A 21,712-nucleotide genomic window follows, 5' to 3' on the forward strand; every position below is an offset into this window, starting at 1 on the left:
GTGGTTATCTCCTGAGGGACGAGGTAGCCAATAGACAGCATGCAAATCGCCCAGGTTCACTCCACCAGTCTGCGCTCGTTCACGTTTCCATCAGAAGCTGGCTGAGCACCGCACGCAGCTTGCCTGGCTTGACCGGTTTGTTCAGCAGCGGCGCGCCCAGCGCCTGCAACTCGCGCCGGCAGTCATCGCTGCGATCGGCACTGATGATCAGCGCCGGGATCGGTCTGGAAAATTCGTCACGCAATTGCTGTATCACCTGGCAGCCGAGCACACCGTGATCGAGGTGAAAATCGGCCAGGATCACCTCCGGCGCCCGTCCCTGCAATCGCTGCAAGGCCTCAGACAGATCCACTGCCGTGACCACCTCGCAGCCCCACTGCCCAAGCAGCGCGGCCATGCTGTGGAGGATGTCGACCTCGTTGTCGATCACCAGCAAACGCCGGCCCGGCAACGGATTGCCGAGCACGGGCTGCGCGATCGACGGTACCTGGCGCTGTGGCCGCGTCTGCGCCAGCGGCACACGAATGCTGAACACCGAACCGAGCCCGGGCTGTGAGCGAACCTGCACCGGATAGCCCAGCATGCGCGCGATGCGCTCGACGATGGCCAGACCCAGACCAACGCCCTTGCGCTGCGCGGCGCGCCCGACTTCGAGCTGATTGAATTCGAGGAAGATCTTGTCCAGTTGATCGGCCGCGATACCGCGACCGCTGTCCCACACTTGCAGCTCGACGAATGCGCCACGGCGCCGCGCACCGAGCAGTACGCCGCCGCGCTCGGTGTAGCGGCAGGCGTTGCTGAGGAAGTTGCGCAGGATGCGCGTCAACAGTCGGAAATCGGTGCTTACCGCGTAGTCGGCGATGCGTACGCGCAGACGCAAACCATGGGCGCTGGCGACGCTGTCGAATTCCGAGGCCAACGGCGCCAACAGCTCTTCGAGGCGATAGACATCGACATCCGGTTTGATCGCCGCCTGATCCAGTTTGGAGATATCCAGCAGGTCGGCCAGCAGATCCTCAGCGCCCTCGAGCGCCAGATGGCTGCGCTCGACCAGATTACGCTCGGCACTCGGCAGCTCACGCTCACGCAGCGTGGAGATCAGCAGGCGCGCGGCATTGAGTGGCTGTAGCAGGTCATGACTGGCGGCGGCCAGGTACTTGTCCTTGCTGCGGTTGGCGGCTTCGGCGGCGTCGCGTGCCTCGCGCAGGGCCAACTCTATGCGCTCACGCTCCTCGATCTGCCGCTGCAGGTTGCGGTTGGATTCGAGCAGTTCATAGGTGCGCGCCGCAACGCGACGCTCCAGTTCGTCGTTGAGTTGTTGCAGACGCTGCTGCGCCTGCTTGCGCTCGGTGATATCGGCAACGAAACCCTCGAAGACGCCCTCGCCTTCGGGCTTGAGCAGCAGATTCATCAGCACGTCGATGGTACTGCCGTCGCGCCGACGCAGACGCGTTTCGTAGCCGAGCAGGGCCTGGCCCTGGCTCAGCCGCTGGCGAATCAGGTCCAGCTCGTCGAAACCGCCAACGAACAGATGCCGGGCCAGATCGCCCAACGACCACAGCACCTCCTGCGGATCGTCATACCCAAGCATGCGCGCCATTGCCGGATTCGCCGCCAGTACGCCGTCCTGCAGGCTCGCCTGGATGATGCCGTGCACGGCGTGCTCGAACAGCCACTTGTAGCGGTTGCGCTCGGTTTCCAGCTCTTCAAGGCGCGCCAGCAGCTCAGGGTAGTGACTCTTGCGCGCCGACTGGCTGCCAAGGCCCAACAACCCGGCCAGCGCATCGTCAGAGCGCCTCGCCATAGACCACCTCGACATCACGCTGGGTCGACTCGCGCGGGTTGGTGAGGATGCACGGATCGTCCATGGCATGGCTGGACAAAAACGGAATATCCGAGGTGCTGACACCGTGCAGACCGAGCGTCTCGCGGAACCCCATGGCGTGCTTGAAGGCGATCAGGTGCTCGACCAGACGCTGGCGAATCTGCGCGTGGTTCAGACCACGGCAATCGATACCGAGGGTCTCGGCAATTACCTTGAAGCGCTCCGGCGCGGCGCTGTAGTTGAAGGCCACCACATGCTCGACCAGTACCGCGTTGCACAGGCCGTGTGGCAGGTCGAGGAAGCCGCCCAGGCTGTGGCTCATGGCGTGCACCGCGCCAAGGATCGCGTTGGAGAAGGCCAGGCCGGCCTGCATGCTGCCGAGCATGATCTTCTCGCGCAGAGCGATATCGGCCGGGTTGGCGATCATCTGCACCAGGTTGCCGTTGATCAGGCGCATCGCTTCCAGCGCGTGCGGGTCGGTGAGCGGGCCATTACCGGTAGAGACGAATGCCTCGATGGCATGCACCAGGGCATCGATGCCGGTACAGGCACTGAGGAACGGGTCCATGCTCAGCGTGGTTTCCGGGTCGATCAGGGACACATCCGGCACCACCGCCTTGCTGACGATGGAGAACTTCATCCGCTCCTGCTGGTTGGAGATGATCACGAACTGGGACACGTCGGCCGAAGTGCCGGCGGTGGTCGGAATCAGGATCAGCGGCGGGCTCGGCACGCGGATGGTATCCACGCCCTCGAATTCGAGAATGCTGCGGCCATGGGCGACGACGATGCCGATGCCCTTGGCGCAGTCCATCGGGCTGCCGCCACCGACGGCGACGATGACGTTGCAGCCCTCGCTGCGATACAGCTCGGCGCCTTCCATCACCTCCTCCACGCGCGGGTTGGGCGAGACCCGGGTGTACAGGCAGTAGGCGATGCCCTGAGCCTGCAGACTGGCTTCGATATCGCCGGCCCAACCGGCCGCGACCACGCCGGGATCGGAAACGACCAGTACCTTGCGCGCACCGAAGGTCTTGGCGTAGTTGCCGACGTTATGCCGAGAACCGGCGCCGAAGATGATCTCGGGGGAAACGAATTTTCGTAGCTGACTCAAATCGTGGCTCATGCAACGGCCTGAAATTTCTTGTTATGGAGTGGCGATCAGCCTACTGCATTGCTCGGTTTATGCAATGCGAGCTGCGATCAGCTCAGGTGCTGATAGAAGGCATGTTCGGCGCGCAGCGCCTCGGCCAGATTCGTGGCCTGACGGAAACCATGGCGTTCTTCGGCGAACAGGTGATATTGCACCGGTAAACCGCGTTGGCGCAGCGCCTCGACCATGCTTTCGGTCTGACTCGGCACCACCACGGCATCCATCGCGCCCTGGAAGAAAATCACCGGTGCCTTGATCCGTTCAGCCTGCAACAGGGGTGTGCGATCACGGTAGCGCTCGCCATCCTGCTCGGGATCACCGATCAGCCAGTCCAGATAGTCCGCCTCGAACTTGTGGGTCAGCCTGCGCAGGGCCAGCGGGTCGCTGACTCCGTAGAGGCTTGCGCCGCCGCGTAGCAGCGGCAACTCGACCAGTGCACGCAGCGCACTGAAACCACCCGCACTGCCGCCACGCACGAATACGCGCTGCGGATCGATACGGCCCGCTTCGGCCAGTGCCTCGATGGCGGCGCGAACATCCTGCACCTCCAGCTCGCCCCACTGGCCAGCCAGACGTAGGCGATAGTCACGACCGTAGCCGCTGCTGCCGCGGTAGTTGAGGTCGAGCACGGCGTAGCCGCGTAGCGTCCAGAAGGCGATGCGTGGATCGAACACCGGGTAGCAGGCCGAGGTCGGGCCACCGTGCAGGAAGATCACCAGCGGTGGGCACTCGCAGGTTGATACGGGCGAGTAGAAAAAACCGTGGCTATGTTCGCCCTCACCCACCGCGCAGCTGAATGGCTGAGGCCGTGACAGCTGTTCTTCAGTCAAGGGCTGCTCACCACCGGCGAGTATCCGCACGGTTCCATCGCTGCGGCGAATGGCAAGCACCGCCGACAGACGATCCGGGGCGCCAGCGATGCAGTAGAAGTGCTCGGCATCCGCGGCCAGGCTACGGAAACGGGTAAAGCCTTCAGCCAGTCGCCGCTCTGTGCTTGGCCCACCGTAGGGTGCGCCATGCGCACCAGCGGTCTCGGCGGCAAGAGAATCGGTGCGCGCAGCGCACCCTACGAGAACACCGACGCCCTCCTCGAAACGGGTCAGCAGCAGCTCACCGTTTTCCAGCGGCAGATAGGTTCGGCCGCCCAGTTGCCAGGGCGCCGGGGCGTGATCGCAGGGCGCAGCATCCCACTTCATATCGGCATCGATACACTCGGGCTGCCACCAACCGGCACGGTCGCTCAACGCCCACAATCGGCCCTGCATATCGAAACGCGGCTGCTGCAGGGATCGATCCCCTGCCTCACCAGACAGCACCCGAATGCGCTCGCCGGACTCACGCTGGCACAGGCGCGTGACGACCCAGGGCTGATGTGGTCGATCCCACTCGATCCAGCCCAGACGCTGGCCACCAGGGTCGGCCACCGGCGCAGCGTAGAAATCGGCGCCCTCGACCAATACTTCGCGCTTGCCACCAAGACCGATGCGTACCAGGCGATGCACCACTGCGCCGCCTTCATGGCTTTCCTCTACAGCCAACAGCGCCTGCCAGGCGGGCACGAAGGACAGGTCGCCATAACGGCAGTGAGGCTGATCAGTTATCAGGTAGGGTGCGCCGTGCGCACCGCCGTCCAGGCCAATATCGATGCGATAGACCTGCTGATCACGCTCGTTGACGAAGGCTACGCCCTGCTCCGTGGCACAGCAGGCGCCACCGCCGTATTCATAGACGCGGCTGCGCACGGAAAACCCTGGCGGCGTCAGTTCACACACCACACCGTCGCAGCAGAAGAACAGCCCGCAACGCGCCAGCTGAGGATCGAACGCCACCCACAGCAAACCGCCGTGGGCAGCGTGCAGTTCGGCGAAGTCAGCACTGGCGGCTGCGGCCTGTTCGGCACTCCATATCGCGTCAGAACCGGTGCGCACGGCGCACCCTAGGCTTTGCATATGATTCGCGAGGCCTTGTCGTTGCGGTACTGCAGCGCTTGCAGCCCCAGCGGCGCCTCGTCGGCCTGCTGGCGTGCGGCGAGAATCACGCCATGGTGCGCCGACTTGCTGCACACCGGGTCGGCGTTGCTGGCATCGCCGGTGAGCATGAAGGCCTGGCAGCGACAGCCTCCGAAATCCTTGTGCTTCTCGTCGCACGAACGGCACGGCTCGGGCATCCAGTCGTCACCACGGAAGCGGTTGAAGCCAAACGACTCGCGCCAGATGTGCGAGAGGCTGTGCTCGCGCACATTGGGAAACTGCACTGGCAACTGCCGCGCGCTGTGGCAAGGCAGTGCCGTACCGTCCGGGGTGATATCGAGGAACAGGTTACCCCAGCCATTCATGCAGCCCTTGGGGCGCTCTTCGTAGTAATCCGGGGTGACGAAGATCAGCTTGCATGGGTGATTCTCGGCTGCCAGCTTGTCGCGCCACTGCTGGGTGATGCGCTCGGCGCGCTCCAGCTGGGCGCGGGTCGGCAGGAGCCCTGCACGGTTGAGCTCGGCCCAGCCGTAGAACTGACAGGTAGCGAGCTCGACGAAATCCGCCTCCAGCTCCAGGCACAGCTCGATGATGCGCTCGATGTTGTCGATGTTGTGCCGGTGGGTGACGAAGTTGAGCACCATCGGGTAGCCGTGCGCCTTGACCGCACGGGCCATCGCCAGTTTCTGCGCGAAGGCCTTCTTCGAGCCGGCCAGCAGGTTGTTCACCTCTTCGTCGGCAGCCTGGAAGCTGATCTGGATATGATCGAGCCCGGCGTCGGCGAACTCGGCGATACGCGCCTCGGTGAGGCCGATGCCGGAGGTGATCAGGTTGGTGTAGTAGCCCAGCCCCCGCGCCGCCGCGATCAGCTCGGCCAGATCCTGGCGCACCAGCGGCTCGCCGCCGGAAAAGCCCAACTGCGCTGCGCCCAGCTCACGGGCCTGGCGGAATACCTCGATCCACTCGGCGGTGCTCAGCTCGGCGCCCTGCTGGGCGAAATCCAGCGGGTTGGAGCAGTACGGGCACTGTAGCGGGCAGCGATAGGTCAGCTCGGCCAGCAGCCACAGCGGCGGGCCGACCTGCACGCCCGGCTTAGCGAAGCTCGATCCAGAACTGAGCATGGGCCACCTCCATGAAGGCAAGAATGTCTTCGTCGATGCCCGGCACATCGGGGAAGCGCTGATGCAGGTTGCCGATGATCTCGGCCACCGAACGCTTGCCGTCGACCTGCTGGAGAATCTCGCTGGCACTGTCGTTGAGCTTGATCATGCCTTCCGGATAGAGCAGTACGTGGCAGCCCTGGGCCGGCTCGAACTGCAGGCGAAAGCCGCGGCGGATGGCAGGGATAGTGGGCAGGATGGCGGCGGTCATGCTTCTGACTCCAGGCTGGTGCGCGCGGCGCACCCTACAAAGGGCGCGTCGAACGGAAATGCGACCGTAGGGTGCGCCGTGCGCACCACTTGCTCGAAACTCATAAGGCTATACCCCGATGCCAGGCGCGCTCGGCCGTCACCGTGTGATACGGCGGGCGTTGCAGCTCGTAGGCCATGCTCATGGCATCGAGCATGCTCCACAGCACGTCGAGCTTGAATTGCAGGATCTGCAGCATGCGTTCCTGCGCTTCACGGGTACGGTAGTGCTCGAGGGTGATGCGCAGGCCATGCTCGACATCACGGCGCGCCTCTTTCAGGCGCTTGCGAAAGTAGTCGTAGCCGGTGGCGTCGATCCACGGGTAGTGCTGCGGCCAGGCATCCAGACGCGACTGATGAATCTGCGGGGCGAACAGTTCGGTCAGCGAACTACTGGCCGCCTCCTGCCAGCTGGCGCGGCGAGCGAAGTTGACGTAGGCATCGACGGCAAAACGCACGCCGGGCAATACCAGCGCCTGCGACAGCACCTGCTCGCGCTCGAGACCGACCGACTCGGCCAGGCGCAGCCAGGCCTCGATGCCGCCCTCCTCGCCCGGCGCCCCATCGTGATCGAGGATGCGCTGAATCCACTCGCGCCGCGTCTCGCGATCCGGGCAGTTGGCGAGGATCGCCGCATCCTTCAGCGGGATGTTGACCTGGTAGTAGAAACGGTTGGCCACCCAGCCCTGGATCTGCTCGCGGGTGGCGCGTCCTTCGTACATCGCACGATGGAACGGATGATGAATGTGGTACAGCGCGCCCTTGGCGCGCCGCGCCTGCTCGAATTCGGCAGGTGTCATGGCAGGTTGGCTCATCAAGACACTCCGGTACGCATTGCCGTAGGGTGCGCCGTGCGCACCAATGCTAGCCATCTGAATTGCTGGTACGCACAGCCTGGGCGGCCCCGCACACCCTACAAAACGATGCTCATGCCATCGAACGCGACCTCGATGCCGTGCGCATCCAGCTCGGCACGCTCGGGCGAATCCAGGTCGAGAATCGGGTTGGTGTTGTTGATATGAATGAGGATCTTGCGTGCGCTCGGCAGGCCGTCGAGCACCTCGATCATCCCGCCCGGGCCGCTCTGGCAGAGATGGCCCATCTCGCTGCCGAGCTTGTCGCCGACCTCGCACAGGCGCATCTCGTCGTCGCGCCACAGGGTGCCGTCCACCAACAGGCAGTCGGCGCGGCGCATCCAGCTCAGCAAGTGCTCGTCCACCTGGCCGAGACCGGGGGCGTAGAACAGGCTGCGGCCGCTGCGCCGGTCCTCGATGAACAGGCCGATGTTATCGCCCGGGTGCGGATTGCCACGATGCGGCGAATACGGCGGTGCGCTGCTGCGCAGGGCGATGGCAGTGATGCTCAGCGCCGGGCACGCGGGAATGCTGAAGGGCTTGGCGTCCAGCTCGATCAGGCGATGCTGCAGGCCACCGTTCCAGTGGCTGAGCATGTTGAACAATGGAAAGCCGCTGGTCAGGTCCTGATGCACCATCTCCGTACACCAGACCTCATGCGGACAACCTTCGCGCAGGGTCAACAGGCCCGTGCAGTGGTCGATCTGGCTGTCGAGCAAGACGATGCCGGCGATGGCCGTGTCACGCAGCTTGCGCGCCGGTTGCAGCGCCGGAAAGGCTTCGATCTGCGCGCGGATGTCCGGCGAGGCATTGCACAGGATCCACTGCTGAGCGTCATCGGAAATGGCGATGGACGACTGGGTGCGCGGTTGCGCCCGCAGCGTACCGGTGCGCAGGCCACGGCAATTGCGGCAGTTGCAGTTCCACTGGGGGAAGCCACCGCCAGCGGCGGAGCCGAGAATCTGGATATGCATGGAAGTCACCAGCGGGGATGCCCCGGACGAGCCGGGGCCAGGAGCGATCAGCGGTTGGCGAAATACATCGTCACTTCGAAGCCAATACGCAGATCGGTGTAGGCGGGTTTAGTCCACATGATGCGGTCCTCTTGTTATTGAGCCGGGGCATTCCGGCAACCCCATTAAGCCCCCGCCAGGCAAGAGGCCAAATGGTACTTTGGGAGGAGATTTGGCTGGCATTGGTAGGTAGGCGGCAGGGCTTTGCCAGACGCGCATGCAAGCTGCGGGTAGCCCGGATGAAATCCGGGAAGTATCGAGGTCATCCCCGGATTGCATCCGGGCTACGAAACGGGGCGCGGGGCCGGCCCTATCGCGGATCAATCCGCTCCTACCAGTCAGACGCGTGCTGCATCAGCGCGCTTTCTTTGCAGGCGCCAATAAAAAACGCGGCCGAAGCCGCGTCGCGATAAACATCTGCCGGCCCATCCGCCAGGGTGCGCTGCGCGCAACGAGGTCGGGCACCGGCAAGCGGTGCGCACAGCGCACCCCACGCTCTCAAGAAGGCCGCACACCGGAGCGAGCATGCGGCCTGGTGGGTCTTAGAAGAAGCCCAGCGGGTTGATGTCGTAGCTGACCAGCAGGTTCTTGGTCTGCTGGTAGTGGTCGAGCATCATCTTGTGGGTTTCACGGCCGACGCCGGACTTCTTGTAGCCACCGAAGGCGGCATGCGCCGGGTACAGGTGGTAGCAGTTGGTCCACACGCGGCCGGCCTTGATCGCCCGGCCCATGCGGTAGGCGACGTTCATGTCGCGGCTCCACACGCCGGCACCGAGGCCGAACTCGGTGTCGTTGGCAATCGCCAGGGCTTCGGCTTCGTCCTTGAAGGTGGTCACACCGATCACTGGCCCGAAGATCTCTTCCTGGAACACGCGCATCTGGTTGGTGCCCTTGAGCAGGGTCGGCTGGATGTAGTAACCGCTGGCCAGGTCGCCATCCAGGCGCTCGGCGGCGCCACCGGTAAGCACCTGCGCGCCTTCCTGCTGGGCGATCTCCAGGTAGCTCAAGATTTTGTCGAACTGCTGCTGCGAGGCCTGGGCGCCGACCATGGTCTCGGTGTCCAGCGGGTTGCCGCGCTTGATCTGCTTGACCTTCTTCATCACCTCGACCATGAAGGCGTCGTAGATCGACTCCTGCACCAGCGCGCGCGACGGGCAGGTGCACACCTCGCCCTGGTTGAAGAAGCCCAGCACCAGCCCCTCGGCAGCCTTCTCGATGAAGGCCGGCTCGGCGTTCATGATGTCGGCAAAGAAGATGTTCGGCGACTTGCCGCCCAGCTCGACGGTGGATGGGATGATGTTCTCGGCGGCGCACTTGAGGATGTGCGAGCCGACCGGGGTGGAGCCGGTGAAGGCGATCTTGGCGATGCGTTTGCTGGTGGCCAGCGCTTCACCGGCTTCGCGACCGAAGCCCTGGACGATGTTGAGCACGCCCGGCGGCAGTAGGTCGCCGATCAACTCGACGAACAGGGTGATCGACAGCGGCGTCTGCTCGGCCGGCTTGAGCACGATGGCGTTGCCGGCAGCCAGGGCCGGCGCCAGTTTCCAGGCCGCCATCAGCAGCGGGAAGTTCCACGGGATGATCTGCCCGACCACGCCCAGCGGCTCGTGGAAGTGATAGGCCACGGTGCCTTCGTTGATCTCGGCGGTGCTGCCTTCCTGAGCACGGATGCAGCCGGCGAAGTAGCGGAAGTGGTCGGCCGCCAGCGGTACGTCGGCATTCAGCGTCTCACGCACGGCCTTGCCGTTGTCCCAGGTCTCGGCCACGGCCAGCAGTTCGAGGTTGGCTTCGATGCGGTCGGCGATCTTCAGCAGGATGTGCGAACGCTCCTGCACGCTGGTGCGGCCCCAGGCATCGGCGGCGGCATGCGCGGCGTCCAGCGCCTTGTCGATATCGGCAGCATTGGAACGGGGGAATTCGGCGATCACCGAGCCATCGACCGGGCTGGTGTTGCTGAAGTACTGGCCACTGAGCGGCGCGACGAATTCACCGCCGATGTAGTTGCCGTAGCGCGGCTTGAGGGTGACGACGGCGCCTGCGGAACCCGGTTTCGCGTAAATCATGATGATGACCTCTCTTGTTGTCGGAGCCCGCTGCCAATCGGGGAAGCGAGTCATGGTTCGATCTTAGGAAGCCCCCGGAAACCTCGGTATGCGCCCATGGCACAGATCGCCTAGTCATTTGGTAGTAGAGCGGCAAGAGCGCTCTGGCACGGGCTTTTGGCAGCGAGGCACGAGGCTGTGGAAGCTATAGGCTAGACCCGTTCGCCTGGTCTTGCGTTGCCGAACGCGAAAATCCGCCGTGGTATTTCACAGCGACTCGGCGCGGGCAGGCAGGCGCCGGAAACGACGATGGCCGGACAGAGTCCGGCCATCGTCTGACACCTCAAGCAATCAGCGCTTGGCCACCAGCTCCTTCGGCAGCTTGAAGGTCCAGAGCATGCCGCCCTGGTTCAGGTGCTTGACGCGCTTGGCCACCTCGCCGCCCCACAGCGGTACCGCGCCACCCCAGCCGGACAGCACCGAGACGTACTGCTCGCCGTCCATTTCCCAGGTCACGGGCGAGCCGATCACGCCCGAGCCGGTCTGGAATTCCCAGACTTTCTCGCCGGTCTTGGCGTTGAACGCCTGCAGGTAGCCTTCCGGGTTGCCGGTGAACACCAGGTTGCCCTTGGTGGTCAGCACCCCACCCCACAGCGGCGCGTAGTTCTTGTGACGCCAGACTTCCTTGCCGGTTTTCGGGTCGATGGCACGCAGCACGCCGATGTAGTCCTCGTTGAGCGGTTTGATGGTGAAGCCGGCGCCCAGGTAGGCCGCGCCCTTCTTGTAGGCGATATCCTCGTTCCAGATATCCATGCCCCACTCGTTGGACGGCACGTAGAACAGGCCGGTGTCCTGGCTGTAGGCCATGGGCATCCAGTTCTTCGCGCCGAGGAAGGCCGGTGCGGAGAACACGCTCTGGCCCTTCTCCTTCGCGCTCGGCGAGCCGGGACGGTTGCTGTCGTCGTAGATCGGCCGGCCATTCTCGTCCAGGCCCTTGGCCCAGGTGATCTTGTCGACGAAGGGGAAGCCACGGATGAACTTGCCGTTGGTGCGGTCGAGCACATAGAAGAAGCCGTTGCGGTCGGCGGTCGCCGCGGCCTTCACGGTCTTGCCGCCTTCCTGGTAATCGAAGGAGATCAGTTCGTTGACGCCGTCGAAGTCCCAACCGTCGTGCGGCGTGGTCTGGAAGTGCCACTTGATGCTGCCGTCGTCCGGGTTCAGCGCCAGGCGCGAGGACGAATAGAGGTTGTCGCCGGGACGCAGGTGCGAGTTCCACGGCGCCGGGTTACCGGTACCGAAGAACAGCAGATTGGTGTCGGCATCGTAGTAGCCGCCCAGCCAGGGCGCGGCACCGCCGGTCTTCCACAGGTCGCCCGGCCAGGTCTTGCCGGCCTCGCCACCGCTGATGCCGTTCTCGACCGCCTTGCCGTCCTTGTAGACGTAGCCCATGTGGCCTTCGACGGTCGGGCGGCTCCACAGCAGCTCGCCGTTCTTCGGGTCGTAAGCCTCGATCTTGCCGACCACGCCGAACTCACCACCAGACACGCCGGTGATCAGCTTGCCACCCACCACCAGCGGTGCCGCCGTGATGGAGTAGCCGGCCTTGTGGTCGGCGACGTTCTTGCGCCACACCACCTTGCCGGTGTCCTTGTTCAGCGCCACCAGCTTGGCGTCGAGGGTGCCGAAGATCACCAGATCGTCGTACAGGGCAACGCCACGGTTGATCACGTCGCAGCAGGGGCGGATGTCGTCCGGCAGGCGCGCCTCGTACTGCCACAGTTCCTTGCCGGTACGCGCGTCGACGGCGAACACCCGCGAGTAGGAGGCGGTGACGTACATCACGCCGTCCTTGATCAGCGGCTGGGCCTGTTGGCCGCGCTGCTTCTCGCCGCCGAAGGACATGGTCCACACCGGGCGCAGTTCCTTGACGTTCTGATCGTTGAGGATGTTCAGCGGGCTGTAGCGCTGGCCCTGCAAGCCCAGGCCGTTGGTGACGATCTCGTCGGTGGTGGTGGCGTCCTTGAGAATCTCGGCGTCGGTGACCGCCAGCGCGGCGGCGGACGGCAACAGCATGGCGGCACAAAGTGCGGTGAGGAGGAAGGGCTGGCGAAGACCGGCGTGTTTCATTGCGGCTACCTCTGCGGGTTCATTGTTATTGCCGGGAATTTTTCCCGGTCTGCCGCAAATTCTTGGCTCGCACAGGCCACCCAACAATTGCACCCCTAGCCGATTTTCCTCGTTCCTTGGTAGCAATACCTGCTCCACAGGCTGCAATCATGGAGATTGCGGCGGCCACGGCTTTGCCTGACACTTGGCCGCCCGCACATTCTGACCGGAGACGCCCGTGCCCCATCCTCGCCAGGAAATCCTCAACCATCCCGATGCACTGGACTGCACGGTCTATCGCCCCGACGAGCAGGACCCGGATGCCGAAGAGCAGGATCTGGGCGACGCCAAAGTCCTCATCACCGGCGCCTTCGAGCCGCCGCAGGACTGGGATGCGAACCAGCGCGAGGACTACTACGGCGAAGAAGACCCCACGCACTTCGTCACGGCCCACATCGAATGCGTGGCCAAGCCCGCCACCCGGGAATTCTTCATGCCCGACAGCGGTGACTACGTGGCCGTGCAGTCCGGCCTGGGCGACGTGGTGATGTATTACGTCTACGACCACGAAGAGACCGAGCACGGCCGACACTACGTGCTGATTCGTGACGACGAAGAGCTTTAGCTCCCGGCATACCGTGGGAGGCGCTTCAGCGGCGACGCCCTTATACGCAAGTCGCGGCTAAAGCCCCTCCCACAAGAGCAGCCTGTAGACCGGATGAAATCCGGGGGTAGCGAGCATATTTCTCCCGGATTTCATCCGGGCTACGAAGCTGGTGCTCCTGTAGGAGCCGGCTTGCCGGCGATAAAACACCATCGCCCGCAAGCGGGCTCCTACGGGTTGGTATCCACCCGCGCCATGGCGTTGCGCTCGTAGCGCGGGTAGAGATGGCTGACGCTGCGGATCAGCTCGTAACGACTCAGACTGACCTGGGCGAAGCGCTCGGGGATGGGGGCGCGGATCAGCTCGTTCATCTCCGCGCCCTGCTCCGCCCCCTCACGCAGCAAACCATCGAGCCAGTCCAGGTAATCACGCATCTGCACGAACGGCGCCGCATCCGTGGTCACTGGCCCGTGGCCGGGCACGATCTGCTTCCAGGGCAACGCTTCGAGCCGATCCAGGTCGGCCAGCCATACATCCAGTCCCGGACTGTTCGGCGTGGTCAGTGCGCGCTGATAGAACAGGACATCGCCGGCGAACAACACGCCCGTGCGCTCGTCGAGAATCGCCAGGTCGGCGCCAGTATGCCCGCGCAGCGCCAGCAGTTGCAGGCGCCTGTCGCCGATCGCAAGTACGCCTTCCTGTATCTCTTCGGTGGGCAGCACCACCTCGGTGCCACGCATCCAGTCGCCGACCAGGCGGTACATGTTCTCCGCCATCGCATCGCCCTGCTCGGCCAGCAACCGGGTGGTCTCGGGTAGCGCCGCGATGGGCGCGTCAGCGAAAGCCTGGTTGCCCAGCACATGATCCGGGTGGTGATGGGTCAGCAACACACGTACCACGGGCTTGCCAGTGGTTTTCTCGATGCTCTGGCGCAACGCTTCACCGAAACGACGCGACGGGCCGGTATCGATCACCACCACCCCGTCCGCAGTTTCGATGAAGCCGATATTGACGATATTGCCGCCGTTTTCCACAGCGAAATTATCGGTACTGCCTTCCAGCAGCCAGACGCCATCGGCGATTTGTCGGGGTTGCAGGTGGTAGTCGAGTGCCTGGGCCAGGCTGGCAAACAGGCACATCATCAATAGCATCCAGCGCATGGAAGCCTCCTGGGTGGGGTTGGTGCGCACGGCGCACCCTACAGGCTGCAGCGTTCAGAACGCGGCCTGAAATTCGTTGCCGTTGTTGTCGCGCAGCCACAGTTCGGCCTGCTGATCGCCGCGCAGGTCGAAGGTAAGCGTCGGGTTCTCGCTAACCGCCGGGAACAGTTCGAGGCGTCCCAGCACCTGGCCGTTCGGATCACGCAGTTCGGCCTGTTCGATGTAGAACTCGGGGATGCCGCCAACCAGGCCGTTATCCATCGGGTGCGAGACCTGCAGGCGCAGGCGGCTGTCCTCACCGCGCACGAAGCGTTTGCCCAGCACCTGGCCCAGACGCTCCTCCCAGCCGGCCTCCGCACGAACCACGCTGGGCGCTGTGCACCCACCGCCTGCTGCCTCGACGCGAGCCGAGCCGATATGCCAGACGCCATCGTCGGTGAGCACCGCCGCGCGAATCGGCGTGGCCTGCTCGACCCGAATGCGAATGGCCAGGCTCGGCTCCAGGTGCTCGCCAGGGGCGAAATCGAGAATACGCGGGATAGGATTGAGCTCGGCCCAGGCGAGAATGCGCTTGACCTTGCCGCGGTAGGCGCTGGCGTCGATCTGGATCGGCACCTGGCGCGCATCCTCGGCGAATGGCGGCACCTCGAGGCGAACCTTGTCGTCGAAGACGAAGGCCTCACCGTTCAGTAGACGCTGGTGGTAGTAATCCCACATCACCGAGGTGACCGGATCTGGCGCGGCCGCCCGCGCCTCCCAGGCCCAGGCGAACAGGGCCAGCAACATCAGGCTACGCCAATCCATCGCCCACCTCCGGCTCGACTCTTATTGGTATTGTTCTGGCTTCTCGTAACGCAGCCCGTAGCGCGCGTACAGGCGCTCCAGCGAGCCATCGAGAATCAGGTTTTCCAGCTGTTCTTCCAGGGCATAGGCCAGTTGGCGATTGGTTTCGTGTACCGCCATGCCGATTTCCCAGACCTGCCGGCCCATGTCCGGGTAGGCGTTTTCCGCCAGCGCCAGTTGCGGGTCATTGGCCTCGTGCACCAACCAGTCGACCTCACCACGCAGCGCCATCACCGCATCCACCTCACCGCCGCGCATGGCAGCAAAGGCCAGGCTCGGCGTCGGGTAATGCCGGGTTTCCTGGCTGAGCATGCCGCCCTGCACCGAACTCAGGTAGAACGAGGGCACACTCTCGACTTCGACGCCCACCGGATGCTGGCGCAACGCAACGATGCTCGGCACTTCGGGTAGACGCCGACGATCGAAGGCCAACTGCCAGCGCTCGCGCTGGTAGGGACCGAACATCACCACGCGCTCGTTGACCAACTCACCCAGTTCATTGCGCATCTGCGCGTAGTCACGGTCGTACGGCACGCGCAGCATCAGATCGGCCAACTGACCCTGCGCAGTCACCCGGCCACGCCAGATGTAGTCACGCAGGTCGTCGTCGAGCTTTTCACCCGGCGGCGCCCACATGAGCTCCAGCTTCAGGCCGAGCCCTTCGGCCAGTGCCTTGGCCAGCTCGTAGTCGACGCCGCGCGGCTGGCCATCCTGCTCGTAGCTGTAAGGCGGGAAGCTCTGGTACAGCGCCACGCGCAGGGTGCCCGACTCGGTGATGCGGTCAAAATCGCGCACCTGTGCCTGAGCAGTGCCCAGGCACAGCAGCAGAGCCCAAAAAGCGATCAGCCGGCGCATTGCGCGAGCGCTTATGAAGAAATCGTCGCGAGCGATGGCAGGTCGCGCAGGGCCTGCGCACAGCAAGCGGAATGTATTGAAATACATGAGCATTGCGAGCACCGCCGAAACGCGAGATGCCGAGCGCAGCAGATTTATCATCAAGCGCTTACTCCTCGACGTGCACACTCTCCAGATAGCTGCGCACCGCCCACAGCGCTTCCTGACTGAGGAAGTCAGCCATCTTCGGCATGTACACGCGGCCATCGCGCACCGCGCCATTGATCACGCGCTCCTTGAACCATTCGTCACCGCTGGCCCCCAGCTCCAACAGGCGCAGGTCCGGGGCGATACCACCGGATTTGGCCTCCAGGCCGTGGCAGGCGGCGCAGTTCTGGTTGTACGCCGAGGAGCCGATCTCGATGGCGCGCGGGTTGTCGCGGTAGGGGTTCTCGTCCAGCCACTCTTCACCCAGGGGTTCCAGCCCATCGGTGTTCACCGCCTGCGGCACCACGTCGCCGTGTGCCCAGAGGGTGGTCGACGCAGCGAGCAGCAGCAACGCCAGGGTGGTTTTGATCTTCTTGTTGTTCATGGCCAGGACCTCATCGAATACACGTAAGACAGCCCGTTCAGAGCTCGTGACGACCATCTTAGAAAGGCCGCGCAACGCACCGAATGCTGCTTTGGTGGTCGCGCTCTAGTCCCTTGGTAGTAGGGCTTGGGTGGGGGTGTGCGTGATGCCTTGGCAGCAAGGCCAAGTCATGTGCCGGCCGGGAAATCCTCCCGGCAAGGGCGGGAGTTTTTCCGTAGGCGCAAAGGTGGCCGGGTACCACCATCGGCTTGCCACTGCAGAACCTCTCCAGCACCGCGTTCTCACGGTGCCACTGCAGCGACCTACCACCTCCAATGGGAAGCACAACGATGACAACAAGAAACCTACCCAGCACCCCACGTCCCCTGGCGCTTGCCCTGATGCTGGCCGGCGGCCTGGCGCTGAGCCAGGGCGCGATCGCCAAGCCGGTGACCTGGGACGACATCGCCAACGACCACACCACCACCAGCAACGTGCTGCAGTACGGCTTGGGCACCAATGCCCAGCGCTGGAGCCCGCTGGCTCAGGTGAACGCCGAAAACGTGTTCAAGCTGACGCCGGCCTGGAGCTACTCCTTCGGTGACGAGAAACAGCGCGGCCAGGAATCCCAGGCCATCATCCACGACGGCGTGGTCTACGTGACCGGCTCCTACTCGCGGGTCTTCGCCCTGGATGCCAAGACCGGCAAGCGCCTGTGGACCTACAGCCATCGCCTGCCCGACGACATCCGCCCGTGCTGCGACGTGGTCAACCGTGGCGCCGCCATCTATGGCGACAAGATCTACTTCGGCACCCTCGACGCCCGCGTCGTGGCGCTGAACAAGGACACCGGCAAGGTGGTCTGGAACAAGAAGTTCGGTGATCACTCTGCCGGCTACACCATGACCGGCGCCCCGACCATCGTCAAAGATGGCAAGAGCGGCAAGGTGCTGCTGATCCACGGCAGCTCCGGTGACGAATTCGGCGTGGTCGGCCGCCTGTTCGCCCGCGACCCGGATACCGGCGAGGAAGTCTGGATGCGTCCGTTCGTCGAAGGCCACATGGGCCGCCTGAACGGCAAGGACAGCACCCCGACCGGTGACGTCAAGGCGCCGAGCTGGCCGGATGATCCCAACCACCCGACCGGCAAGAAGGAAGCCTGGAGCCAGGGCGGCGGTGCGCCGTGGCAAAGCGCCAGTTTCGATGCCGAAACCAACACCATCATCATCGGCGCTGGCAACCCGGCACCCTGGAACGGCTGGGCGCGCACCAGCGACGGCGGCGACCCCAAGGACTACGACAGCCTGTACACCTCCGGCCAGGTCGGTGTCGACCCCACCACCGGTGAAGTGAAGTGGTTCTACCAGCACACCCCGAACGATGCCTGGGACTTCTCCGGCAACAACGAGCTGGTGCTGTTCGACTACAAGGACAAGGACGGCAAGGTCACCAAGGCCACCGCCCACGCCGACCGCAACGGCTTCTTCTATGTGGTCGACCGCGCCAACGGCAAATTGAAGAACGCCTTCCCCTTCGTCGACAAGATCACCTGGGCCAGCCACATCGACCTGGAAACCGGTCGTCCGGTCGAGAACGAGGGCCAGCGCCCGCAGAAGCCGAAGCCAGGCGAAAGCAAGGGTGAAGTGGTCGAGGTCTCCCCACCCTTCCTCGGCGGCAAGAACTGGAACCCCATGGCCTACAGCCAGGACACCGGCCTGTTCTACGTACCGGCCAACCACTGGAAAGAGGACTACTGGGCCGAAGAGGCGCACTACAAGAAAGGCTCCGCGTACCTGGGCATGGGCTTTCGCATCAAGCGCCTGTTCGACGACCACGTCGGCATCCTGCGCGCGATGAACCCGACCACCGGCAAGGTCGCCTGGGAACACAAGGAGCGCCTGCCGCTGTGGGCCGGCGTACTCGCCACCAAGGGCAACCTGGTGTTCACCGGCACCGGCGACGGCTACTTCAAGGCCTTCGACGCCAAGAACGGCGAGGAGCTGTGGAAGTTCCAGGTCGGCACCGGGATCATCTCCCCGCCCGTCACCTGGGAACAGGACGGTGAGCAGTACATCGGCGTGACCGCCGGTTACGGCGGCGCCGTGCCGCTGTGGGGCGGCGACATGGCCGACCTGACCAAGCCGGTCGCCCAGGGTGGTTCCTTCTGGGTGTTCAAGCTGCCGAGCTGGGACAAGACCACCGCCAAACGCTAGTGGCTGAACGCATGGCGCACCTGGGTGCGCCATACGCGCTGCCTGTGGGAGGGGCTTCAGCCGCGACCGCCTCCCCCATCAATTCATCCGAGGACTCGCCATGAACTACCTGCCCCTGCTTATCCCGGTCCTGCTGCTGGTAATCGGCAGCCACGCCATCGGCGCCGAAACCGAGAGCGACGGCGTCCTGCAGATCAATGGCTGCCGCATCGAACCCGACAGCAAATGTCCCAACGCCAACCTGCGCGGTGCCGACCTGCGCAATATGGACATGCGCCGCATGGACCTGTCCGGCGCCGATCTCTCCGGCGCCGACCTGCGCCACGTCAATCTCGACCTGGCCAATCTGGAAAAGGCCAAGCTGCGCGGCGCCAACCTCACCCGCGCCAGCCTGCAACAGAGCAACCTGCGCCTGGCCGACCTCTCGGGCGCCAGCCTGGTGGCCATCAGCGGCTGGGCCCTGTTCGCCCAGGCTGCGCAATTCGAAGGCGCCGACATGCGCGCCGCCAACCTGGAGTTCGCCCGCCTCTCCGGGGCCAAGCTGCACAACGTCCAACTGCAGGCGGCCAATCTGGAAATGACCTGGCTGAGCAAGGCCGACCTCAAGGGCGCGCACCTGGAAGACGCCAATCTGCAGGAAGTCAAGCTCGGCGGCTCCAACCTGGAAAACGCCAACCTCAGCGGCGCCCGTACCCGCTTCGGCAACTTTCAGGACGCCAACATGCCCGGCTGCGTGCAATGCCCAAAGGGTTGGGACTGATTCCCCGGAAACCACGTAGGGTGGGCCGGACGGCGATCCGCTTCAGCCCACCCAAAGAGAGCACGATAAACACCAATCCGTGTTCTGGCGGGTTGCACCCGCCCTACGGCGTTCAACACTCCCACCGTAGGAGCGGCTTTAGCCGCGATGCTCAAGAGCGCTTCGCGGCTAAAGCCGCTCCTACGATCCATACGAGCACCAGGCGGGACGCCTAGCATCAAAAACCTCGCCCTTGACATGGCTCCCACGCTCCGCGTGGGAGCTAGCCCGCGACGCTCTGCGTCGCCAGCGGACTCAGCTGCGCTGCGGCCTACAAGCGGACGCGGAGCGTCCGAACTGCATTCCCACGCAGAGCGTGGGAACGATCAAATTGGTCACCCGCTTCGATCATGTTCGTTGGCTCTGCGAGCAGGCCATTGCAGCCTGCCCTCGCCGATCAAGCACTCTCCAACCCCACCCGTACCACCCCACTGTCGATGGCCAGGTGCACCAGCTCCGCCTGCGAAGCGATCTGCAGTTTGTTCTTCACCAGAGTCTGGTAGTTGGACAGGGTCTTGCCGCTGATGCACAGCTTCTCGGCGATCTGCCTCGGTGGCAGGCCGCGGGCGAGCATGACGAAGATTTCGAATTCGCGTTGGGTCAGTTCGCGCAGCCGTGGGTCGAGGCCGTCGCTGCTGGTGGGGTTGCAGGCCAGCTGGGTGGCCAGTTGCTGTTCGATATAGGCGTGGCCGGCGGCGGTGCGTTTGACCGCTTCCACCAGCACTTCCGGTGACGAGTTCTTGGTCAGGTAGCCGATGGCGCCGACGTCCAGTGCCTGACGCACCAACGGCAGTTCGTCGTGCATGCTGAAGAACAGGATACGCAGCTGCGGCAGGCGCTGGCGCAGGCGGCGGGTGGTTTCCAGGCCGCTGATGCCGGGCAGGCCGATGTCCATGACCACCAGATTGGGTATCTCTTCCTGCACTCGCTGCAGGGCCTGTTCGCCGTCGCAGGCCTCACGCAACTGCACATCCGGCAACAGCGCGCGCAGCAAGCTGGCATAGCCCTGGCGCACCACGGCGTGATCGTCCACCAACAAAACCTTCATCGCATCGCCTCCAGAGGAATGTTCAGGCACAGCGCCCAACCGGCTTGCGGGCGACTGTGCAGGCGCAGCTCGCCACCGAGGCTGCGGCTGCGTTCACGCATCGAGCGCAGGCCGATGCCGGGGCGCAGCGGCAGTGCGGTACCCTGGCCGTTATCACGCACCAGCAAGCGCAGCCCATGACCCCGGCGTTGCAGGCGAATGCGTACCTCACTGGCATCGGCATGGCGGGCGACGTTGGTCAGCGCCTCCTGCACCAGTCGATAGAGATGGGCCTTGCTCGCCAGCGGCAGACTGGGCAATCGCTCGCCCAGTTGCAGCTGGCAGCGAATGCCTTGCGCCTGCTGCCAATCGGCGGCCAGTTGCTGCAGCGCCGGGCCTAATTCAAGACGTTCCAGCACCACCGGGTAGAGATCGCGAATCAGGCTGCGAAAGCCCTGCTGCAAGCGCTCGCAGTTGTCGTCCAGCAGGCGCGCGGTGTCCTGTACCTGTTGTGGTTGATCGGCGATCACCTTGAGCAGGCAGGCCTGGGCACGAATGCCGCTGAGGTATTGGCCCAGGTCGTCATGCAGGGTCTGACCGAGACGCTTGCGCTCACGCTCCTGCAGTTCCAGCAGCGCCTGAGTCAGTTCAGCGTTGTCCGCCTGCACCTGTTGCAGGGTAACGGCCATGTCGTTGAAGTGCGCCGCCAGATGCCTGGCCTCGGCCAGGCCGTGATCGCGCAGGCGGGCGTCAAAGTGGCCAGCACCGACTTCGCGCAAGCCGGCGAGCAACTCGTCCAGCACACGCCGGGCACGGCATACGGCAAAGCGGATGGTCAGCAGGCTGAGGATCAGGGCGAAGGCACTGAGCAGCAGCAGTTGCAACAGCGAGTCCTGGATTTCCTCGATCTCGTCATAAGGATCGAGGGCGATGTGCAGCTCGCGGTCATCGGCCAGCGGCCAGACGTGAGTCACCAGCGACGAGGAGCCCAGCAAGCGCTCGGCGATCCAGCGTTCGACGGCGCTCTCACTCTGCGCCTTGGGTTGATCGCCCGGGCGCAGCCAGCTCACACGGATATGCCGCAGGTTCCTGGTCAGCTCAGGGCGCAGGCTGCCGGGGTTGCTGCGCGCCACCTCACCGAGGTATTGCACCACCGCTTCGGCGGCCTGCAACTCGCGCTGCACATCATGACTGGCCTGGCGCAGCAGCAGCGCCAACCCGGCCAGGGTCACCAGCACGAACAGCAGGCTGACGCCGAGGTTGATGCGGCCCAGGGCAGTCATCTACTT

Annotated in this window: 19 protein-coding genes; 3 read left to right on the top strand and 16 right to left on the bottom strand. The window is 64.4% G+C overall.

Annotated features, from left to right (window positions below; genetic code table 11):
* Nucleotides 1-79 precede the first annotated feature (79 nt).
* From ACN0X6_RS12355 to ACN0X6_RS12400, 10 genes are all read right to left on the bottom strand, one after another.
* A complete protein-coding gene (locus ACN0X6_RS12355; protein ID WP_417704262.1) occupies nt 80-1,804 on the bottom strand; it encodes a NahK/ErcS family hybrid sensor histidine kinase/response regulator in 1,725 nt (574 codons plus the stop codon).
* A complete protein-coding gene (gene ercA / locus ACN0X6_RS12360) occupies nt 1,788-2,951 on the bottom strand; it encodes an alcohol dehydrogenase-like regulatory protein ErcA (RefSeq protein ID WP_160017765.1) in 1,164 nt (387 codons plus the stop codon). The genes ACN0X6_RS12355 and ercA overlap by 17 nt, the downstream gene beginning before the upstream one ends.
* Nucleotides 2,952-3,028: 77 nt before the next feature.
* Nucleotides 3,029-4,927, bottom strand: coding sequence for an alpha/beta hydrolase family protein (locus ACN0X6_RS12365; RefSeq protein ID WP_417704264.1), 1,899 nt, complete (start codon nt 4,925-4,927; stop codon nt 3,029-3,031).
* Nucleotides 4,915-6,069 carry a pyrroloquinoline quinone biosynthesis protein PqqE gene (gene pqqE, locus ACN0X6_RS12370; RefSeq protein WP_417704266.1) on the bottom strand — a complete coding sequence of 385 codons (1,155 nt, stop codon included), beginning with the start codon at nt 6,067-6,069 and terminating at the stop codon, nt 4,915-4,917. The genes ACN0X6_RS12365 and pqqE overlap by 13 nt, the downstream gene beginning before the upstream one ends.
* On the bottom strand, nt 6,041-6,319 hold the full coding sequence (pqqD, locus tag ACN0X6_RS12375) for a pyrroloquinoline quinone biosynthesis peptide chaperone PqqD (protein ID WP_417704267.1): 279 nt from the start codon (nt 6,317-6,319) through the stop codon (nt 6,041-6,043). The genes pqqE and pqqD overlap by 29 nt, the downstream gene beginning before the upstream one ends.
* A gap of 100 nt (nt 6,320-6,419) precedes the next feature.
* Nucleotides 6,420-7,172, bottom strand: a complete 753-nt coding sequence (gene pqqC / locus ACN0X6_RS12380) for a pyrroloquinoline-quinone synthase PqqC (protein WP_417704269.1) — start codon at nt 7,170-7,172, stop codon at nt 6,420-6,422.
* Nucleotides 7,173-7,270: 98 nt separating this feature from the next.
* Complete coding sequence (pqqB, locus tag ACN0X6_RS12385; protein ID WP_417704271.1) at nt 7,271-8,185, bottom strand: pyrroloquinoline quinone biosynthesis protein PqqB; 915 nt, start codon at nt 8,183-8,185, stop codon at nt 7,271-7,273.
* Nucleotides 8,186-8,232: 47 nt separating this feature from the next.
* Nucleotides 8,233-8,304, bottom strand: coding sequence for a pyrroloquinoline quinone precursor peptide PqqA (gene pqqA / locus ACN0X6_RS12390; protein WP_003243383.1), 72 nt, complete (start codon nt 8,302-8,304; stop codon nt 8,233-8,235).
* 462 nt (nt 8,305-8,766) lie between these two features.
* A complete protein-coding gene (locus ACN0X6_RS12395; protein WP_417704272.1) occupies nt 8,767-10,287 on the bottom strand; it encodes an aldehyde dehydrogenase family protein in 1,521 nt (506 codons plus the stop codon).
* Between the two features lie 330 nt (nt 10,288-10,617).
* Complete coding sequence (locus ACN0X6_RS12400; protein ID WP_417704274.1) at nt 10,618-12,393, bottom strand: methanol/ethanol family PQQ-dependent dehydrogenase; 1,776 nt, start codon at nt 12,391-12,393, stop codon at nt 10,618-10,620.
* Between the two features lie 217 nt (nt 12,394-12,610).
* On the opposite strand from ACN0X6_RS12400, the gene ACN0X6_RS12405 reads away from it, so the two are divergent.
* Nucleotides 12,611-12,997 (top strand): hypothetical protein, encoded by a 387-nt coding sequence (locus ACN0X6_RS12405; RefSeq protein ID WP_417704276.1) that lies wholly within the window; start codon nt 12,611-12,613, stop codon nt 12,995-12,997.
* 209 nt (nt 12,998-13,206) lie between these two features.
* Here the strand turns inward: ACN0X6_RS12405 and ACN0X6_RS12410 are convergent, their stop codons facing one another.
* The 4 genes from ACN0X6_RS12410 to pedF form a co-directional block, all read right to left on the bottom strand.
* Complete coding sequence (locus tag ACN0X6_RS12410) at nt 13,207-14,136, bottom strand: quinoprotein relay system zinc metallohydrolase 1 (RefSeq protein WP_417704278.1); 930 nt, start codon at nt 14,134-14,136, stop codon at nt 13,207-13,209.
* Between the two features lie 54 nt (nt 14,137-14,190).
* Nucleotides 14,191-14,940: a quinoprotein dehydrogenase-associated SoxYZ-like carrier gene (locus ACN0X6_RS12415; protein ID WP_417704279.1), complete on the bottom strand. Its 750-nt coding sequence runs from the start codon at nt 14,938-14,940 to the stop codon at nt 14,191-14,193.
* Between the two features lie 21 nt (nt 14,941-14,961).
* A complete protein-coding gene (locus ACN0X6_RS12420) occupies nt 14,962-15,834 on the bottom strand; it encodes a substrate-binding periplasmic protein (protein WP_417704281.1) in 873 nt (290 codons plus the stop codon).
* Between the two features lie 148 nt (nt 15,835-15,982).
* The gene (gene pedF, locus ACN0X6_RS12425; RefSeq protein ID WP_160017754.1) at nt 15,983-16,405 is read right to left on the bottom strand and encodes a cytochrome c-550 PedF; all 423 of its coding nucleotides are present in this window, start codon (nt 16,403-16,405) and stop codon (nt 15,983-15,985) included.
* A gap of 329 nt (nt 16,406-16,734) precedes the next feature.
* Here pedF and exaA point away from each other — a divergent pair, with 329 nt between their 5' ends.
* Both exaA and ACN0X6_RS12435 read left to right on the top strand, forming a co-directional pair.
* On the top strand, nt 16,735-18,597 hold the full coding sequence (gene exaA / locus ACN0X6_RS12430) for a quinoprotein ethanol dehydrogenase (RefSeq protein WP_417704282.1): 1,863 nt from the start codon (nt 16,735-16,737) through the stop codon (nt 18,595-18,597).
* A gap of 100 nt (nt 18,598-18,697) precedes the next feature.
* Complete coding sequence (locus ACN0X6_RS12435) at nt 18,698-19,357, top strand: pentapeptide repeat-containing protein (protein ID WP_417704284.1); 660 nt, start codon at nt 18,698-18,700, stop codon at nt 19,355-19,357.
* Between the two features lie 436 nt (nt 19,358-19,793).
* Here the strand turns inward: ACN0X6_RS12435 and ACN0X6_RS12440 are convergent, their stop codons facing one another.
* Both ACN0X6_RS12440 and ACN0X6_RS12445 read right to left on the bottom strand, forming a co-directional pair.
* Nucleotides 19,794-20,444 carry a response regulator transcription factor gene (locus ACN0X6_RS12440; RefSeq protein WP_417704286.1) on the bottom strand — a complete coding sequence of 217 codons (651 nt, stop codon included), beginning with the start codon at nt 20,442-20,444 and terminating at the stop codon, nt 19,794-19,796.
* Nucleotides 20,441-21,706: a histidine kinase gene (locus ACN0X6_RS12445; protein WP_417704288.1), complete on the bottom strand. Its 1,266-nt coding sequence runs from the start codon at nt 21,704-21,706 to the stop codon at nt 20,441-20,443. The genes ACN0X6_RS12440 and ACN0X6_RS12445 overlap by 4 nt, the downstream gene beginning before the upstream one ends.
* Nucleotides 21,707-21,712: the final 6 nt, after the last annotated feature.

This window comes from Pseudomonas sp., from assembly GCF_048269965.1.
GTDB lineage: Bacteria > Pseudomonadota > Gammaproteobacteria > Pseudomonadales > Pseudomonadaceae > Aquipseudomonas.

Coding starts and splice junctions, on each gene's coding strand:
- pedF (WP_160017754.1), bottom strand. CDS start 16,405: ATGAACAACAAGAAGATCAAAACCACCCTGGCGTTGCTGCTGCTCGCT.
- pqqB (WP_417704271.1), bottom strand. CDS start 8,185: ATGCATATCCAGATTCTCGGCTCCGCCGCTGGCGGTGGCTTCCCCCAG.
- ACN0X6_RS12355 (WP_417704262.1), bottom strand. CDS start 1,804: ATGGCGAGGCGCTCTGACGATGCGCTGGCCGGGTTGTTGGGCCTTGGC.
- exaA (WP_417704282.1), top strand. CDS start 16,735: ATGACAACAAGAAACCTACCCAGCACCCCACGTCCCCTGGCGCTTGCC.
- pqqD (WP_417704267.1), bottom strand. CDS start 6,319: ATGACCGCCGCCATCCTGCCCACTATCCCTGCCATCCGCCGCGGCTTT.
- ACN0X6_RS12365 (WP_417704264.1), bottom strand. CDS start 4,927: ATGCAAAGCCTAGGGTGCGCCGTGCGCACCGGTTCTGACGCGATATGG.
- ACN0X6_RS12415 (WP_417704279.1), bottom strand. CDS start 14,940: ATGGATTGGCGTAGCCTGATGTTGCTGGCCCTGTTCGCCTGGGCCTGG.
- ACN0X6_RS12445 (WP_417704288.1), bottom strand. CDS start 21,706: ATGACTGCCCTGGGCCGCATCAACCTCGGCGTCAGCCTGCTGTTCGTG.
- pqqC (WP_417704269.1), bottom strand. CDS start 7,172: ATGAGCCAACCTGCCATGACACCTGCCGAATTCGAGCAGGCGCGGCGC.
- ACN0X6_RS12395 (WP_417704272.1), bottom strand. CDS start 10,287: ATGATTTACGCGAAACCGGGTTCCGCAGGCGCCGTCGTCACCCTCAAG.
- ACN0X6_RS12410 (WP_417704278.1), bottom strand. CDS start 14,136: ATGCGCTGGATGCTATTGATGATGTGCCTGTTTGCCAGCCTGGCCCAG.
- pqqE (WP_417704266.1), bottom strand. CDS start 6,069: ATGCTCAGTTCTGGATCGAGCTTCGCTAAGCCGGGCGTGCAGGTCGGC.
- ACN0X6_RS12420 (WP_417704281.1), bottom strand. CDS start 15,834: ATGCGCCGGCTGATCGCTTTTTGGGCTCTGCTGCTGTGCCTGGGCACT.
- ACN0X6_RS12435 (WP_417704284.1), top strand. CDS start 18,698: ATGAACTACCTGCCCCTGCTTATCCCGGTCCTGCTGCTGGTAATCGGC.
- ACN0X6_RS12400 (WP_417704274.1), bottom strand. CDS start 12,393: ATGAAACACGCCGGTCTTCGCCAGCCCTTCCTCCTCACCGCACTTTGT.
- ercA (WP_160017765.1), bottom strand. CDS start 2,951: ATGAGCCACGATTTGAGTCAGCTACGAAAATTCGTTTCCCCCGAGATC.
- ACN0X6_RS12440 (WP_417704286.1), bottom strand. CDS start 20,444: ATGAAGGTTTTGTTGGTGGACGATCACGCCGTGGTGCGCCAGGGCTAT.